Annotated in this window: 17 protein-coding genes and 1 riboswitch; of the genes, 12 read left to right on the top strand and 5 right to left on the bottom strand. The window is 43.6% G+C overall.

Annotation, left to right across the window (positions count from 1 at the left end; translation table 11 throughout):
- Positions 1–168 precede the first annotated feature (168 nt).
- Positions 169–459 carry a hypothetical protein gene (locus ISP07_RS18010; RefSeq protein ID WP_054554123.1) on the bottom strand — a complete coding sequence of 97 codons (291 nt, stop codon included), beginning with the start codon at positions 457–459 and terminating at the stop codon, positions 169–171.
- Between the two features lie 72 nt (positions 460–531).
- On the opposite strand from ISP07_RS18010, the gene ISP07_RS18005 reads away from it, so the two are divergent.
- Positions 532–744 carry a hypothetical protein gene (locus tag ISP07_RS18005; RefSeq protein WP_054554124.1) on the top strand — a complete coding sequence of 71 codons (213 nt, stop codon included), beginning with the start codon at positions 532–534 and terminating at the stop codon, positions 742–744.
- A gap of 268 nt (positions 745–1012) precedes the next feature.
- Here the strand turns inward: ISP07_RS18005 and epmB are convergent, their stop codons facing one another.
- The gene (epmB, locus tag ISP07_RS18000; protein WP_209328458.1) at positions 1013–2026 is read right to left on the bottom strand and encodes an EF-P beta-lysylation protein EpmB; all 1014 of its coding nucleotides are present in this window, start codon (positions 2024–2026) and stop codon (positions 1013–1015) included.
- A gap of 41 nt (positions 2027–2067) precedes the next feature.
- Between epmB and efp the strand changes: the two genes are divergently transcribed.
- Together efp and epmA are read left to right on the top strand one after the other, a co-directional pair.
- Positions 2068–2634, top strand: coding sequence for an elongation factor P (gene efp / locus ISP07_RS17995; protein WP_054554126.1), 567 nt, complete (start codon positions 2068–2070; stop codon positions 2632–2634).
- A 65-nt stretch (positions 2635–2699) separates the two neighbouring features.
- Positions 2700–3674 (top strand): elongation factor P--(R)-beta-lysine ligase, encoded by a 975-nt coding sequence (epmA, locus tag ISP07_RS17990; RefSeq protein WP_209328457.1) that lies wholly within the window; start codon positions 2700–2702, stop codon positions 3672–3674.
- 82 nt (positions 3675–3756) lie between these two features.
- Here the strand turns inward: epmA and ISP07_RS17985 are convergent, their stop codons facing one another.
- Entirely contained in the window at positions 3757–5856 is a 2100-nt protein-coding gene (locus ISP07_RS17985; protein ID WP_209328456.1) for a TonB-dependent receptor, read from the bottom strand.
- A 123-nt stretch (positions 5857–5979) separates the two neighbouring features.
- Here ISP07_RS17985 and ISP07_RS17980 point away from each other — a divergent pair, with 123 nt between their 5' ends.
- The 8 genes from ISP07_RS17980 (at position 5980) to ISP07_RS17945 (ending at position 13522) form a co-directional block, all read left to right on the top strand.
- Positions 5980–6369, top strand: a complete 390-nt coding sequence (locus tag ISP07_RS17980) for an acyl-CoA thioesterase (protein ID WP_209328455.1) — start codon at positions 5980–5982, stop codon at positions 6367–6369.
- A gap of 123 nt (positions 6370–6492) precedes the next feature.
- Positions 6493–6894 (top strand): META domain-containing protein, encoded by a 402-nt coding sequence (locus tag ISP07_RS17975; RefSeq protein WP_209328454.1) that lies wholly within the window; start codon positions 6493–6495, stop codon positions 6892–6894.
- Between the two features lie 64 nt (positions 6895–6958).
- Positions 6959–7060, top strand: a riboswitch (TPP riboswitch).
- A 145-nt stretch (positions 7061–7205) separates the two neighbouring features.
- Complete coding sequence (gene thiC, locus ISP07_RS17970) at positions 7206–9158, top strand: phosphomethylpyrimidine synthase ThiC (RefSeq protein ID WP_054554131.1); 1953 nt, start codon at positions 7206–7208, stop codon at positions 9156–9158.
- Positions 9159–9231: 73 nt separating this feature from the next.
- Positions 9232–10236: an FAD-dependent oxidoreductase gene (locus ISP07_RS17965; RefSeq protein WP_209328453.1), complete on the top strand. Its 1005-nt coding sequence runs from the start codon at positions 9232–9234 to the stop codon at positions 10234–10236.
- 8 nt (positions 10237–10244) lie between these two features.
- On the top strand, positions 10245–10442 hold the full coding sequence (gene thiS, locus ISP07_RS17960; RefSeq protein WP_171041525.1) for a sulfur carrier protein ThiS: 198 nt from the start codon (positions 10245–10247) through the stop codon (positions 10440–10442).
- Between the two features lies 1 nt (position 10443).
- Positions 10444–11226, top strand: coding sequence for a thiazole synthase (locus ISP07_RS17955; RefSeq protein ID WP_209328452.1), 783 nt, complete (start codon positions 10444–10446; stop codon positions 11224–11226).
- A gap of 15 nt (positions 11227–11241) precedes the next feature.
- Positions 11242–12765, top strand: a complete 1524-nt coding sequence (gene thiE, locus ISP07_RS17950) for a thiamine phosphate synthase (protein WP_209328451.1) — start codon at positions 11242–11244, stop codon at positions 12763–12765.
- Position 12766: 1 nt separating this feature from the next.
- The gene (locus tag ISP07_RS17945) at positions 12767–13522 is read left to right on the top strand and encodes a HesA/MoeB/ThiF family protein (RefSeq protein WP_209328450.1); all 756 of its coding nucleotides are present in this window, start codon (positions 12767–12769) and stop codon (positions 13520–13522) included.
- Positions 13523–13586: 64 nt separating this feature from the next.
- On the opposite strand, the gene asd is transcribed toward ISP07_RS17945, so the two are convergent.
- Positions 13587–14453: an archaetidylserine decarboxylase gene (asd, locus tag ISP07_RS17940; RefSeq protein WP_171043875.1), complete on the bottom strand. Its 867-nt coding sequence runs from the start codon at positions 14451–14453 to the stop codon at positions 13587–13589.
- Between the two features lie 18 nt (positions 14454–14471).
- A complete protein-coding gene (gene rsgA, locus ISP07_RS17935; protein ID WP_209328449.1) occupies positions 14472–15530 on the bottom strand; it encodes a small ribosomal subunit biogenesis GTPase RsgA in 1059 nt (352 codons plus the stop codon).
- 122 nt (positions 15531–15652) lie between these two features.
- Here rsgA and orn point away from each other — a divergent pair, with 122 nt between their 5' ends.
- Positions 15653–16198, top strand: coding sequence for an oligoribonuclease (gene orn / locus ISP07_RS17930; RefSeq protein ID WP_054554138.1), 546 nt, complete (start codon positions 15653–15655; stop codon positions 16196–16198).
- Positions 16199–16469: the final 271 nt, after the last annotated feature.

Genomic DNA, 16469 nt, shown 5'->3' with positions numbered 1-16469 from the left:
AATAAGATGAACAAAGGAAAAGTGTACCAGAACCTTTGATATTCGAGCAACGGCTGTTAATAAGGATTGTAAGTGTTAAAAAGCACCATGTTAAGAGAGATTTAAGAGGGCACAAAGTAGAGCTCAGTGCTCCTCAAAAATCATCAGCACGTTGTAGTGATTAAGTGTTTATTTGAAGGTTGCTAGCAACTGTAATAACTGTTGCAGTTTAATAACGGTTTTTTTCAGCTTCTCTTCGTCCATACCGTCGTTGCTTAAGCTTTCTACATCAGCTGCAACATCGAGAACGTAAGGTTTAAAGCGTTTCGCTTCAAAATCAAAGCCAGCATCTTTTGCAAATAAGGCTTTGAATTTGCCATGGCCTTGCTGCTGTAAATCATCTAATTTTTTATCAGCATCAAGTGCCTGACGATAAACGATTTTTAGGTTAGCATTGAGTTGTTCAATAATTGAATCCATTTTTTTCCTAAAGCTTTAGACTGCAATGCCGATATAGTACGTGGATTGTCATAAAAAGTCAGGTAATGAACTATGAATATATCAGGATCAAGCTTACCAGCGATGAGTGGCGGTGGCGAAAGCGCAGAAGTTTACAGCGCATCACTTGCTAAAAAACAGCAAAAGGCTGATGGTGCTGCGGCACTTGCACTTATCGAAGGCGCAGCAATGAATACCAGTGCTGCACAAACACCTGCTAAGTCGGTAACTGCGACACTAGGTAACAACGTAAACGTATACGTTTAGTTGTTAAATTAGATAGGGCGTGTTGACCCTTTATGATTGATTTTGCAGCAGTGTGTTTGGTATTTAGGCAAGGCAGAGCCTATGTAGTGTGGTTGTTCCACATAAATAGGCGATAACGCAGCATTAATGCCAAACACGCGCTGCCCTTCGGGTTCTTCCTAGGGGCGATTAACTCTTTGTTACTCGATTTTTACTTAGCCCACTAGGTTACAAATCTCGCGCCGCGATTAAATCGCCCCTAGAGTGAACAAATTTCAATCAACAAAGGTCAACACGCCCTTAGATCGATAGGCGTTTTACTTTTTTCGCCGCCGATCTCGCGCACAAGCTTAGGAACTAAGAACCCCGGCAATGCTGCCAGCATAGCCGTCACGATTTCCCGTGCCTGACTTTCAGCTATATCAAAATGGCTGGCACCTTCAACTTTATCAAGTAGATGTAAGTAGTAAGGTAAAATGTCTGCTTCGAATAGCGCTTCACTAAGTGCAACTTGTGACTCGACAGAATCATTCACATCTTTTAGTAACACCGCTTGATTTAATAACGTAACACCCACAGCCTTTAATTTTTGCATGGCCGCTTTAAAGTCATCATCAATTTCGTTAGCGTGATTGATATGGTTTATAAACACCACCTTTAAGGGCGATGCAGCAAAGCGTGCACATAGCTCATCGGTAATTCTTGCAGGGATCACCACAGGTAAGCGGCTGTGAATACGCATGCGTTTAATTTGCGGAAGCTGCTCTAACTCATCCATAAACCAACTTACAGCATCGTCTTTGGCCATCAATGGATCGCCACCACTTAAAATGACTTCGTTGATGTTGCTGTCGGCTTTAATATAAGCCAGTGCGTCAATTAAGCTGCGTTTGTTTAATTGGTTTTCTTGATACGGAAAGTGGCGTCTAAAACAATAACGGCAATTTACAGCACAGCCGGTTTTAAACATCACTAAAACCCGAGAGCGATACTTGTGTAACAAACCAGGTTGGTTGTTATCTTGCTCTTTTAGAGGATCTTTGTCGTAACCTGTTTTTGCTAAAAACTCTTGGTGTCTTGGCATCACTTGCAGTAAAAGAGGGTCGTTTATGTCGCCATAACGCATTTTTTTGATAAAAGGCAGCGGCACGCGGACAGGAAAAAGACTGCGTGCTTTGAGGTCTTTTTCGTCTACTTTGCTTGATAATCCTAGCATTTCTAGCAAGCGTTCAGGACAAGTGACAACATTTGCCAATTCTTTTTGCCAGTTTTTATGCAAATTTACTTCATTTCTTTGTATCATTGACACGTAGATTACTCGAAATTATTTAGACAGAGGAAACGATGGCGAATTATAGCACCAATGAGTTCAAGGGCGGCCTAAAAATTATGTTAGATGGCGAACCTTGCAGCATCTTAGAAAATGAAATGGTAAAACCAGGTAAAGGCCAGGCGTTTAACCGTGTTCGTATTCGTAAACTTATCACAGGTAAAGTACTAGAAAAAACATTCAAGTCAGGTGAATCAGTTGAAGGTGCAGACGTAATGGATACAGATTTAGCGTATCTATACACTGACGGTGAGTTCTGGCACTTCATGAACAACGAAACATTTGAGCAAATCGCTGCTGACGAAAAAGCGCTTGGCGACAATGCAAAATGGTTAGTTGAAAATGACGTTTGTACTATCACGCTTTGGAACGGTAGCCCAATCGCTGTGACTCCACCAAACTTCGTTGAATTAGAAATCACTGAAACAGATCCAGGTCTAAAAGGTGATACAGCGGGTACTGGCGGTAAACCAGCAACATTAAGCACAGGTGCTGTTGTTCGTGTTCCTCTATTCGTACAAATCGGCGAAGTGATCAAAGTTGATACACGTAGCGGTGAATACGTGAGCCGTGTTAAGTAATAGGCATTGTTAAGCAATTTATTATAAAATCCCAGCTTCTGCTGGGATTTTTTTTGGGAAACACTATGTCTAATGTCCTTTGGCAACCAAGCGCCGATATTGAAACTTTACGAGAGCGTGCCGTCATCATTCGCCGTATTCGCGAGTTCTTTTATGCCCGTGATGTTATGGAGGTTGAAACGCCAAGCCTTAGTGCTGCCAGTGTAACCGATGTGCATTTAGTGACTTTTAGTACCGAGTTTGTTGGTCCTGGTCATGCTGGTGGCTTACCACTTTATTTGCAAACTTCCCCTGAGTTTGCCATGAAGCGTTTACTTGCTGCAGGCTCTGGAGCTATTTTCCAGCTATGCAAAGCTTTTCGTAATGAAGAGGCGGGTAGTCATCATAATCCTGAATTTACAATGCTTGAGTGGTATCGTCCGGGTTTTGATGAATTTGCGCTTATGGATGAAATGGATGAGCTTATGCAATTAGTGCTCGGCGTAGAAAGCGCAGAGCGACTCACTTATCAGCAAGCCTTTGTAAACGCCTTAGGTGTAGACCCTTTAACTGCTGATATCAGCACATTGCAGCAACTCGCAACAGAGCAGGGCTTTGCCGATATTGCCGCGAATGAAACACACCGCGACACCTTGTTGCAGCTGTTATTTTGTATGAAGGTTGAGCCAACTATTGGCCAAGAAAAGCCTTGTTTCGTTTATCATTTTCCAGCTTCGCAAGCAGCTCTTGCGCAAATTTGTCAGCACGATGAGCGAGTAGCAGGGCGCTTTGAGTTATATTTTAAAAATATGGAACTGGCAAACGGCTTTAATGAGCTGACCAATGGCAAAGAGCAAGCAGCTCGTTTTAGTGAAGATAATCAGTACCGAGAAGCAAATGGCTTAAAGCATGTGCCAATGGATGAGCGTTTAATAGCTGCACTAGAGCATGGCTTACCACAATGTGCGGGTGTCGCACTGGGCATTGATCGACTCATTATGCTGGCAACGAATAAACAAAAGATTAAAGACGTACTCGCCTTTGATGTTGAAAGGGCTTAACTTATTTGGCTCTTGGCTCTTGGCTCTTGGCTCTTGGCTCTAGGTGTTTGGGTGCTAGGTAAAAAACCTAGCACCCAATTACTTATAGCTCGTAAATAAATGTCACACCGGCAACCATTGGTTCGCCAAGTTGTGTGTATGTATGAGTGGTGTAACCGTCTAATGGATCGTTACCAAACTCAAAACCACGAGTTGGTACGTCTTCGTCAAATAAGTTACGTGCCCATGCATTAATGCTCCAATTATCACTTTCATAACCAAATGAAGCATTCACTAAATTAGTGCTTGGTGCTTGTGAGTTATGGCTGTCAGAGAAGTAGTAATCGTCTTTGCCTTCTACACCAATTGATGCATAAAGTGCTGGCGTAAAGTTATAACGCGCAGTGAATGCGTATTGGTATTTAGGTGCTTGTGCTTGATCTCGACCATCTTGATCTAGGCCTGATTGCGCAACAAAGTCATTGATTTCTGTATGTAGATAACCTGCACTACCTGTTAGTAGTAAATTGTCAGTAGCTTGGAAGCTGCCTTCAATTTCTAAACCGTAGTTTTCTCCAGAGCTGGCGTTATCGATATAGCCTGTGAATTTTTGGCCTTCAACTTGCCACGATTTTAACTGCATATCTTCGCGGTACATGTAGAAAGCGGCAAGACGTAACACAAACTTATCGTCCAAAGAGCTGCCTTTAACACCAAACTCACCGCTCCATAGGTATTCAGGGGCAAATGATGTGTGATTAGCAAAGAAATCCGCATCTAGGTTTAAGCCTTCGTCTTTTGCTTTTGCTAAAGCCTCAGAGTTAATACCGCCAGCCTTATAGCCACGAGTAATGCTGGTGTAGATCATTGTGCGATCAATGACCTGGTATTCAAGTGCAAGCTTACCGCCTACCATGACATCATCGGTTTCTTCGATAAAACCGTTATTGTCTGTATAGTCGCCTTGATACTGCTCAACACGTAATCCTGTGATTAAGGTTGTTTTTGGACCGATAGGTGTTGCTAATTGCCCGTATGCAGCAATATTGCTGGTTTCATAATTCGATGCAAATGGTTGTGCCAGCCAAGTGTATTGGCGCTCTAAATCAACTTCGCGGCCTTGATAGTAAATGCCAGCGACCCAATCACCTGATTTACCGCTAAATTGCAGCTCTGCAGCCTGATCTTGACGATCGCGAAAGTAAGCGTCTGTTGAGCTATAGCCCCAATCATGCAAGCCAGCAGCACATAACTCAGGTTGGGCTTCATCATTACACACCCAGTCTTCGTCATAGCTGTATAACAGCTCGCTGTCGATACCAGATAGGTTTAGGCTAACATCAAAAAAATCAAAGCCGGTGTATATGTTTGCTAGGCCAACCGCAATGCTTTCTTGGTTGTCTTGGCCTGGTTCATCAGCAACACTGTAACGGCTGTTATCTAATGTGAATGCGTCATAGCCGTTATTTATATCGATGTAATGTACATTCAGTTCAGTACGTAAATGCTCGGTCAATTGGCTGTGTAACTTAAAGCGAGAGACAAGCTCATCTTGTTGCTGGGTATCTTCACCTAAATAACGGTTTTCTACATACCCATCAGACTCACGTTGATAAATGCTGGCGCGTACTGCTGTGTCGTCGGTAATACCCGTACCTGCGGCTATACCTGCTTCATAGCTGTTGTAGTTGCCCGCACCTAATTGTATTTTCACACTTGGGTCAAGAGTGGGTGTTGCAGATTCCATTTGAATCATGCCAGCTAAGGCATCAGCACCAAAGCGAGTTCCTTGTGGGCCGCGATAAATTTCAACTTGGTCGATATCAAATAACAGTGAACTGCCGCCTAAACCAGAGTAGTTAATACCGTCGATCACTAAGCCAACCGAAGGATTAATAGGGTCAACAAACTGTGAGCGTAAACCAACACCACGAATTTGCACGAAACGACCACGAGATGCCCCTGAGGTAAAGTTTACATTCGCTGCACTAGCAAGCATCTCATCTAAAAACTTTGCACCGCGTTGATTGATTTCATGGTCTGAAAACAAGCTGGCGCTGGCACTAAGGGTTTGAATGCTTTCTCTTTTGAAATCACCGGTAACTTCAATTTTTTCAAGCTCACCGTCTTCAGCGTAAGCAATCGAAGATGCTGCGAATAAAGGCAGGATGGCAGCAGATAATAATGATAAACGTCGTTTCATGCGGATTCTTAACTCCATTTTCGGGACTGCTATTCTAGCAACCTAGCTAGCCAAATGGCTATAAAATCAATTTTTATGATATAAACGCAGGCAATTATACGTAAATTGATTAGGAATACGACTATGACCTTTAAAGTAGACTTTAAAGTGCGTGATTATGAGTGTGATTTACAAGGCATTGTTAATAACAGTGTTTATTTTAATTACCTAGAGCATGCTCGCCATGAGTTTTTACATGCTCAAGGTGTCGACTTTGCAAAGCTAGCAAGAGAAAAAGTAAACCTTGTCGTGCTGCGAAGCGAAATGGATTACAAGGCATCACTAGTGCCGGGCGATGAGTTTTACGTTGCAGTTGAGCCTGAGCGTATCAGCCGTTTAAAGTTTGCTTTTAGGCAAACGGTGTATCGTAAACATGACGATAAAGTGATGCTTCAAGCGCTGGTAATTGGCACGTCGGTAAATGAAAAAGGTCGTCCTTTTTTACCAGAAGAAGTCGATAACTTATTCAAATAGTCTGCATTGTTCTTATACATACTCGCTTTGAACATTTTTTTACAGATAAAACATGTTTTTTTAACGATCAATTGCGTTAAATGTTGTTATTATTACTACATTGAAATTTGAATCGTAAAAAATATGAAGTTAGTAGCCTTGCCCCTTCTTTTAGTATTATTTTGCATGGGCTGCTCATCGACAGGGACAGTCACTAGTGAGCAATTAAAATATACACAGTGGCAATTATCAAAAGTGAATGGTTTAGCTATTCCTGTATCTCAAAAAGCCTCTATACGCTTTATCGAAGCGATGCAGGTTAACGGCTTTGCAGGCTGTAATAAATTTTTTGGTGAAGGTGCGCTCAGCGAAGATACGCTAACGGTAAAAAAATTAGGTATGACTCGTAAATCATGTGGTGAGCAAGTTAATGAGCTTGAGCAGCAATTATTGTCAGCGCTAAAAGAAGGTGCGGCAATTACGCTAACAGGTGAGAAACTAACTCTGCAAGGCGAGCATCACTTTACCTTCATTGCAAAAAACTAAAGTGGCTTAGCTTGCAGCAATTTTTTAACTGACGTACACTCAGAGCGTTTTAAAAGAAACGAATTTATACTTGTCGGAGTGCCTTTAACAAGGCTGAGATCGCGAAAGCGGGATCCGTGAACCTGATCAGGCTAACACCTGCGTAGGGAACAAGCTGCCTCACTGGGCGCTTGTGCGCCAAATTTATGGGGCATAAGCGGCACAGGCTGCACTAGTAAGCACTTAGCTTATTAACGATCCAATGGCGTTTGCCACTCTCTATTGCATTTGCAATATCTGACAAGACAACCCTTGAAGCAATGAGGTAAGTCATGTCAAACACAACAACTAAACCATCTCGCCGCGAAGTTCGTGCGGCAGCATCAGACTATATTTATAACTTAACGGGTCAACCCTTTCCTAATTCTCATAAAGTTTATGTAGAAGGTACACAAGACAATGTACGAGTAGGGATGCGTGAAATCACTCTCAGCGATACCTTCATCGGAGGCACTGAAGAGAACCCTGTATTTGAATCTAACGCGCCAATTCGTGTTTACGATACCTCGGGCCCATACACTGACCCAGATTTTAAACTTGATGTGCGCAAGGGCCTTGAGAAATACCGTGAAAAGTGGATTGAAAGCCGCGGCGACACTGAAATTTTAGACTCAGTGACTTCACAATTTTCTCAACAACGAATGGCAGATGAAGGGTTAGATCATATCCGCTTTGAACATCTACCAAAGATCCGCCGTGCAAAAGCGGGTAAAAACGTGACCCAAATGCATTATGCGCGACAAGGCATTGTGACGCCTGAAATGGAATATGTCGCAATTCGTGAAAACATGGGACGCGCTAAAATTCGTGAAGAGTTACTAGCAGCCCAGCACAAAGGCGAATCGTTTGGCGCTAGCATTCCTGATTTTATTACCCCTGAATTTGTGCGTGATGAAATTGCCCGTGGCCGCGCCGTGCTTCCTAACAACATCAACCATCCAGAAACCGAGCCGATGATTATCGGCCGAAACTTCTTAGTTAAAGTGAACGCGAATATTGGTAATTCGTCGGTCACTTCATCAATCGAAGAAGAAGTAGAAAAAATGGTGTGGTCGACGCGTTGGGGCGCCGACACGGTAATGGACTTATCAACGGGGCGCTACATTCACGAAACCCGTGAATGGGTAGTACGTAATTCGCCAGTGCCAATTGGTACCGTACCAATCTATCAAGCGCTTGAAAAAGTAAACGGTGTAGCTGAAGACCTAACGTGGGAGATTTTCCGCGATACCTTGATTGAACAAGCAGAACAGGGTGTTGATTACTTTACCATTCACGCTGGGGTATTGCTGCGTTATGTGCCAATGACCGCAAAGCGTGTTACCGGTATTGTTTCCCGTGGTGGCTCAATCATGGCGAAATGGTGTTTAGCGCACCATAAAGAAAACTTCTTATACACGCACTTTGAAGAAATTTGTGAAATTTTAAAACAGTACGATGTGTGTTTTTCATTAGGTGATGGCTTGCGCCCAGGCTCTATTGCTGATGCGAATGACGAAGCCCAGTTCAGCGAATTACGCACTCTAGGTGAGTTGACAAAACTTGCTTGGAAACATGATGTGCAAGTGTTCATCGAAGGCCCAGGCCATGTGCCAATGCATATGATCAAAGAGAACATGGAAGAGCAGCTAAAACACTGTGAAGAAGCACCGTTTTATACTCTTGGTCCATTAACCACGGATATTGCACCGGGGTACGACCATTTCACATCAGGTATTGGCGCTGCGCAAATTGCTTGGTACGGCTGCGCTATGCTTTGTTATGTAACCCCTAAAGAGCATTTAGGCTTACCAAACAAAGAAGACGTTAAAGAAGGTTTAATCACTTACAAAATTGCTGCTCATGCTGCCGATTTGGCAAAAGGCCACCCGGGTGCGCAAGAGCGTGACAATGCATTATCAAAAGCGCGCTTTGAGTTCCGTTGGCACGACCAATTTAACCTAGGTTTAGACCCAGAACGCGCCCGCGAATATCACGACGAAACACTGCCACAAGAATCAGGCAAGATTGCACATTTTTGCTCAATGTGTGGCCCTAAGTTCTGCTCGATGAAGATCACTCAAGAAGTACGTGATTACGCCAAAGATCTTGAAGCAAGAGGGATTGATCCAAATAACGTAGGTGATGCTATCGAAATCAAAATGGTCGATGTTGAAGCCGAAATGAAAGCGAAATCAGACGAGTTCAAAAAAACAGGCTCTGAGATTTACCACAAAGCCGTTTAATTGATGGAGCTAGGCATCAGCGATAGGCTCTGGGTATTTACCTAGGGCCTAGAGCCTAGGGCCTAGAAAGTTTATGTCATTAAAGATAGCGATACTGGGTTTTGGTTTAACTGGCCGTTTAACTGCATTAGCACTTGCTAAAGAGCATCAGCTAAGTGTGTTTGAGCAAGATAATGAACATGCTAGCAACAGTGCTGGCAGCGTTGCCGCAGCGATGTTGGCACCCCTTGCAGAATCAGTCTTGTGTGAACAGGATTTAGCCCTACAAGGGCTTAATAGCATCACTCGTTGGCAGCAAATTTTAAGTGAGCTCGATGACGCTGTGTATTTTCAACAAACAGGCAGCTTAGTGGTTGCTCATCAGCAAGATAAGGGCGATTTACAAAGTTTTGTAAGCCGCTTAAAACCGCTTGAAAGCTATCAGGCACAGGCATTGGTTGGCACTCAAATCGCAGACCTTGAGCCAGAACTTGCTGGGCGTTTCCACCAAGGTGTTTATTTACCTTGTGAAGGGCAACTCGATAATCATGCATTTTATAGTTCCAGTTTTAAAAAGCTTACCTCGCAAGGGGTGCAATTTAACTTTGGCTGTAAAGTTGAATTGAACGCCCATCAAGTGAATGGCCAAAGCTTTGACTATGTATTTGATTGCCGCGGCTTAGGTGCTAAACAGGCTGAACCCTTACTTCGCGGAGTAAGAGGGGAGGTTGCGCGTTTATATGCACCAGAGGTGAATCTAACCAGGCCGATACGACTGATGCATCCGCGTTACCCAATTTATATTGCTCCTAAGCCAAATCATCAATTTGTGATTGGTGCGACTGAAATCGAATCGCAAGACCGCGGTAAAGTCACCGTGCGCTCGGCGCTGGAGTTATTGTCTGCTGCTTATACGGTGCATAGCGGCTTTGCTGAAGGGCGTATCGAGAGCTTGCAATCAGGGCTTCGTCCTGCGTTTGCAGACAACCGTCCGAAAGTCACAAAACAAGGTCGAGTGATCAAAATTAATGGCTTGTACCGCCATGGCTATTTACTTGCACCTCAGGTGGTTGATGATGCAGTGAGCTTAATTGCTTAAGGATAAAAATGAATATTTTAATTAATGGTCAGTCAGTTACAGTGAACGACAATACATCGCTCACTCAGGCGTTGAGCCAGTTTGGCGCAAGACCTCCATTTGCCGTTGCCGTTAATGGTGACTTTGTACCGCGCAGTCAATGCGATGCTAAAACCCTCAACGAAGGCGACAGCATTGAGTTATTGTCGCCAATTCAAGGAGGCTAAGATGGATAGTTTTTCGGTTTATGGTGAGCAGTTTACAAGTCGGTTACTGATAGGCTCAGCATTGTATCCTTCACCTAGTGTTATGCAGGATTCGATAGTGGCCTCACAGGCTGAGATTGTCACCGTTTCATTAAGACGCCAGCAAAGCGCTGCTGCGGGTGATGATTTTTGGCAATTGATAAAAAACACTGGGTTAAAGGTGCTGCCGAATACGGCGGGTTGTCATAGCGTGAAAGAAGCGGTGACCTTGGCGCAAATGTGCCGCGAAGTGTTTGCCACTGATTGGATCAAGTTAGAACTAATTGGTGATGAATATAATTTACAGCCAGATCCAATCGCACTGCTTGAAGCCACTAAAATTTTATTGGCCGATGGCTTTAAAGTTTTACCTTATTGCACAGATGATTTAGTGCTGTGTCAGCGCCTCGCTGATTTAGGCTGCGAAGTATTAATGCCTTGGGGCGCACCAATTGGCACGGGTAAAGGCTTGCTAAATCCTTATAACTTAAAAATGATCCGTGAGCGCTTGCCAAACCATACTTTAATTGTTGATGCGGGCTTAGGTTTACCATCTCATGCCTGCCAAGCGCTTGAATTAGGGTATGATGCCGTATTATTAAATTCGGCAATTGCGGGTGCAGGTTGCCCAGTGACGATGAGTAAAGCGTTTAAGAGTGCTGTAGAGGCGGGGCGATATAGCTATGTGGCTAAAGCGATGTCAGAAAAAGACGTCGCAAGCCCATCAACGCCGACGCTCGGAATGCCATTTTGGCATCAAGAATAAAATGTGAGGAATAACATGAATCAGGTTGTATGGACCATAGCTGGCTCAGATTCGGGCGGCGGTGCAGGAATTCAAGCCGATATCAAGGCAATGCAAAGTTTTAATGTACATGGCTGTACGGTTATTACTGCTTTAACGGCACAAAATAGTTTAGGTGTAGAAGCGCTAAACCCGATATCAACAGAAGTGATTGAGTCGCAACTATTAGCCTTAGCCAGTGATATGCCTGCCAGCGTGATTAAAATTGGTATGCTTGCCAATGTGCAGCAAATACAGCTTATTAGTGAGCATTTAAAGCATTACAAAGCGACTTGGGCAGAGCCGCCTTTAGTTGTTTATGATCCGGTTGCCATTGCCTCAAGTGGTGATTTATTAACAGAAGAAGATACCGTTAGTGCCATCAAAGAGTGCTTATTGCCATTAGTCGATGTAGTAACACCGAACACCCACGAAACGCAGTTATTAACTGGTGTTTATTTGATTGGCCCAAGCGCAGTGAAAGAAGCCGCCGAGAAGTTAACAGGCTATGGTGCAAAAGCGGTGATTATCAAAGGGGGTCACTGGGATTACCCAAGTGGCTATTGCATTGATTACTGCGTGCAAGGTGAGCAGGAATATTGGCTTGGTAACGAAAAAATTCAAACTCCGCATAGTCACGGTACTGGATGCAGTATGGCCTCTGTGATTGCTGCGTGTTTAACCAAACAGTATCCTCTCAAAGATGCCTTTATTTTAGCGAAAGCCTATATAAACCAAGGATTAAAAGCAGCCGTTCGACATGGTGAAGGGATTGGACCTGTTGCACACACTTGCTTTCCAACAAATCTAGCAGATTACCCACAAGTCATCGAGGCGGGAAGTTGGCTAGGTGATGAGCTCGACTTTGATTGCCCGGTTGATTTTACTATGGCTGCAGGTTTTGCCGAGTGCGACTCTAAACAGCTTGGGCTATATGCCGTTGTTGATACGGTTGATTGGTTAGAGAAGTGTTTAGCCGAAGGGGTTAAAACCGTTCAATTAAGAATGAAAAATGCAGACGATGCAGCACTTGAAGAGTCGATTGCAAGTGCGGTTTTGCTGGGGCAGAAGTACGATGCGCAGGTATATATTAATGATTATTGGCAATTGGCGATTAAGCACGGCGCTTATGGTGTGCATTTAGGACAAGAAGACTTACAAACCGCTAATTTAATTGCCATAAAAGAGGCGGGGTTACGCTTAGGTGTATCGACTCATGGCTTTTATGAGATGCTGCGTGCACATAATTACAGACCAAGTTATATGGCGTTTGGTGCTATTTATCCAACCACCACTAAAGACATGACTGGGCAAATTCAGGGCTTAGAAAAGCTCGAAAAATTTGTGCCGTTGATGGCCGATTATCCAACGGTGGCGATTGGTGGAATTGACTTATCTCGTGCTGAGCAAGTTGCGAGCACGGGGGTTGGCAGTGTTGCAGTAGTACGTGCGATTACTGAAGCCGAAAACTACCAAGCAGCCATTGCCACGTTAAAACAGCTGGTCGAAGGTCAGTCATAATATGAGCGCGTTAAGCGACAAAGAGCAAATTCGTTATAGCCGCCACTTGCTACTCAAAGAGGTGGGGCATGCAGGGCAGCAAAAGTTAAAAACTGCACATATTGTGGTTGTCGGAGCGGGTGGGCTTGGCTCACCGGCATTGTTTTATTTAGCGGCTGCAGGAATCGGGACGCTCACTTTGATTGACGACGATAAAGTTGAGCTTTCAAATCTACAGCGACAAATACTCTATAAAGTAAACCACATGGGGCAGGCAAAAACACAGGCGGCTGCCAAGGTGTTAGGCAGTTTAAATAATCAAATTACGGTTAAGCCTCTATGCCAAAAGCTTGATGAAAGTAACTGTGCTGAGCTACTTGAAGGTGCTGACATCATCCTCGATTGCAGTGATAACTTTGCTACCCGCTATTTGGTTAATCGCTATTGTTTAGCTAAATCTATCCCACTTGTATCAGCTGCCGCTATTGCAACGCAGGGGCAGGTGATGAGTTTTGATTTTCGTGATGAACAAAGCCCTTGCTATGGCTGTATATTCCCGCAAACGGAGGAGCAAACAGCACTTAATTGTGACAATGCTGGGGTATTGAGCCCGTTACTGGGTGTTATGGGAAGCATGCAAAGTTTATTGGCTATCAATATATTGCTTGGCCATAAAACGGGCAGCGAGTTTATTCAATTTGACGGGCTAACATTAATGCAGCAGCGCTTTAATATTCAAAAAGATAGTGAGTGCTCAGAGTGTAATCGTGGGGTGTAGGCGCGATTTATAGATAATTTTAAGCAAACCACTTTTGCTCAAGTGGTTTGCTTAATTGAACTTATTAGTCGTTAATTTTTGCAAATGGTGTGCCCATGCGCGTTACTGTTTCTGGGTGTTGATCTGATAAGAACTCAGCTTGATTTGCACCCCAAGCTAAAATAACGGTAGAGCCTAACTTAAAGCGACCCATTTCTTCACCCTTCTTCAGAGTAATCGCGTTGTCACCTGTAGTTGGGTAATTCCAACTAAATACATCTTTACCTGCTGGTGGCGTTACTGTGCCTGCCCAAATAGTCTCGATGCTAGCAACAATTGTCGCACCAACAAGTACCATGGCTAGCGGGCCAATTTCAGTTTCAAAGATAGCCACAACACGCTCGTTACGAGCAAATAGGTTAGGTACATTTTGTGCTGTTAACGGGTTTACCGAAAATAAATCACCCGGTACGTAGATCATTTTGCTCAGCGTACCATCAACAGGCATGTGAATACGGTGGTAATCTTTTGGTGCTAAATAAATAGTCGCAAACTTACCGCCTAAAAACGGCGCTGTGTCTTCTTCTTTGCCACCAAGGAGTGCTTGTAAGCTGTAGTCATGGCCTTTTGCTTGGATGATTTGACCGTCGACTACATCGCCTAATTGGCTAATTGCCCCATCAACTGGGTGAGCAATAATGTCGCTATCTTCAGCAAGAGGACGAATACCTTCTTTTAATGGGCGAGTGAAAAACTCATTAAAAGTTTTGTAATGAGCTGGATCTGGGTATTTAGCCTCACTCATATCAATTTTGTATTGTTTGATAAACAATTTAATTAAGGCCGTTGTTAAGCCACCCGCTTTTGCTGCTGCTAACTTGCCAACCATGCGCGAAATGAAATGTTTTGGCATGGCATATTGCATAGCAATTTTGAATTTATCTAAACTCACTTGTTATTTCCTAAATAGTTATACGCGAGGAGCGCGTGCACCAGCACGGCCGTCGGCCATAGTTTCTAAAATTCGGTGGTAACTGTCAAAACGAAGTTCTGAAATTTCACCATCATCAACAGCTTGGCGAATTATACAGCCAGGATCGTTTAAATGCTTACAATCGCGAAAACGACAGCCACCAATAAAATCACGGAACTCTTTAAAGCACCATGTAACGCGCTCAACATCTAAATGCCATAAGCCGAACTCACGAATTCCCGGTGAGTCGATTAGGTTACCACCACTTGGTAAATGGTGTAATCGCGATACGGTTGTTGTGTGTTGACCAAGGCCGCTGTTCTCAGAGACTTCTTGGGTTAAGATATCTGCATCTGGCAGTACCGTGTTCACTAAGGTTGATTTGCCCACACCACTTTGACCAACAAAAATACTGTTCTTATCAACCAGTTTTTGTTTAAGCTCAGCAATGCCTTGACCGGTTTTATTACTGACTAACAGTACTTGATAACCTAGCTCACGATAGATATCGAGAATTTCATCAATAAAAGCAAGGCCTTCACCGTCAATTAAATCTATTTTGTTAAGCACTAAAATTGGCTCAATCCCCATGTCTTCACAGGCAACTAAATAGCGGTCGATAATGTTTGGCGTAAACTCAGGCAATACCGCAGAGACCATTAAAATTTGGTCGATATTGGCAGCGACGACTTTTACCCCGTCATAAAAATCAGGGCGCGTTAATTGTGAGCGACGCTCATGGGTTGCTTCAATAACGCCTGCTAAGTCGCCTTCGCTAACTTTTGCACGGCGAAAAATAACTTCATCACCACATACAAGGCTCGATACAGTTCTGCGTATATTACAGCGCAGAACTTCGCCTGATTCGGTTTCGATATCGGCATGTTGGCCAAAACGACTGATCACAACCGCATTTTCGGCAGGGCCTAAATTGTCATTTTGCCACTGCACAGTTGCCCCTTTCTGTTGCTTTTTATCTGCATTAGAGAGGCGTTTTTGATGATTGGCCTTAATTCGACGCGATTGGCCTTTACTTAATTTCTTTTGTTTTGCCACTTTTGGCCTATAACTTGAGTAAATGTCGGGCTTTTTGAAAAAAAAGCTTTAGGTCGACTGATGATACTAATATGATATATCTAAATGCGTTGGATCTAAAGGAAAGCACCGCTAAGGTAACTATGTCTTTTCATAAATCAAATCTTATCTGGCTCGACCTGGAAATGACAGGTCTCGAACCAGCAACAGATAAAATACTCGAAATTGCCACTGTTGTCACCGACAGTGATTTAAACATCTTGGCTGAAGGCCCTGTTATTGCTATTCATCAAAGCGATGAACTGCTTGATGGCATGGACGAGTGGTGCACGACTCAGCACGGTCAATCTGGTTTAACAGCTCGTTGTAAAGCAAGCACATTCACTGAACAAGATGCTATTGATCAAACATTGGCATTTCTAAAGCAATGGGTACCTGCGGGTGCTTCACCTATGTGTGGTAATTCTATCGGCCAAGACCGCCGTTTTATGAATAAGTACATGCCTGAATTGGAAGACTACTTTCACTACCGTAACCTTGATGTGAGTACCGTTAAAGAACTTGCACGTCGTTGGAAACCGGACGTATTAGCGCAAGTGAACAAAAAAGGTTCACATCTAGCCCTCGACGATATCAAAGATTCGATCATGGAATTAAAGGTTTACCAAGAAAAATTCTTTAATTTGTAAAAAACATTTGCAAACACATCGGATTATTGTAGAATCCTGCCCCGCTTAAGACGTTAACCCCCGCGGGGTTAGTGTATCTTTAGCTAAACTTTTATAGTTGAAAGTTATAATTTGCGGCACTAGCTCAGTTGCCAGAACGTTTTACCGCAACCTTCAGGTTGTGCGCCAACGGACAAATTACTGACTACTTTAGAGCGGCACTAGCTCAGTTGCCAGAACGTTTTACCGCAACCTTCAAGGTTGTGCACCAACGGACAAATTACTGACTACT

Origin of the sequence: Pseudoalteromonas sp. PA2MD11, assembly GCF_017808125.1 — a bacterium.
Taxonomy (GTDB): domain Bacteria; phylum Pseudomonadota; class Gammaproteobacteria; order Enterobacterales; family Alteromonadaceae; genus Pseudoalteromonas; species Pseudoalteromonas simplex.
The sequence above is the reverse complement of the archived record's forward strand: the minus strand, read 5'-3'. Positions and strand labels throughout refer to the sequence as shown.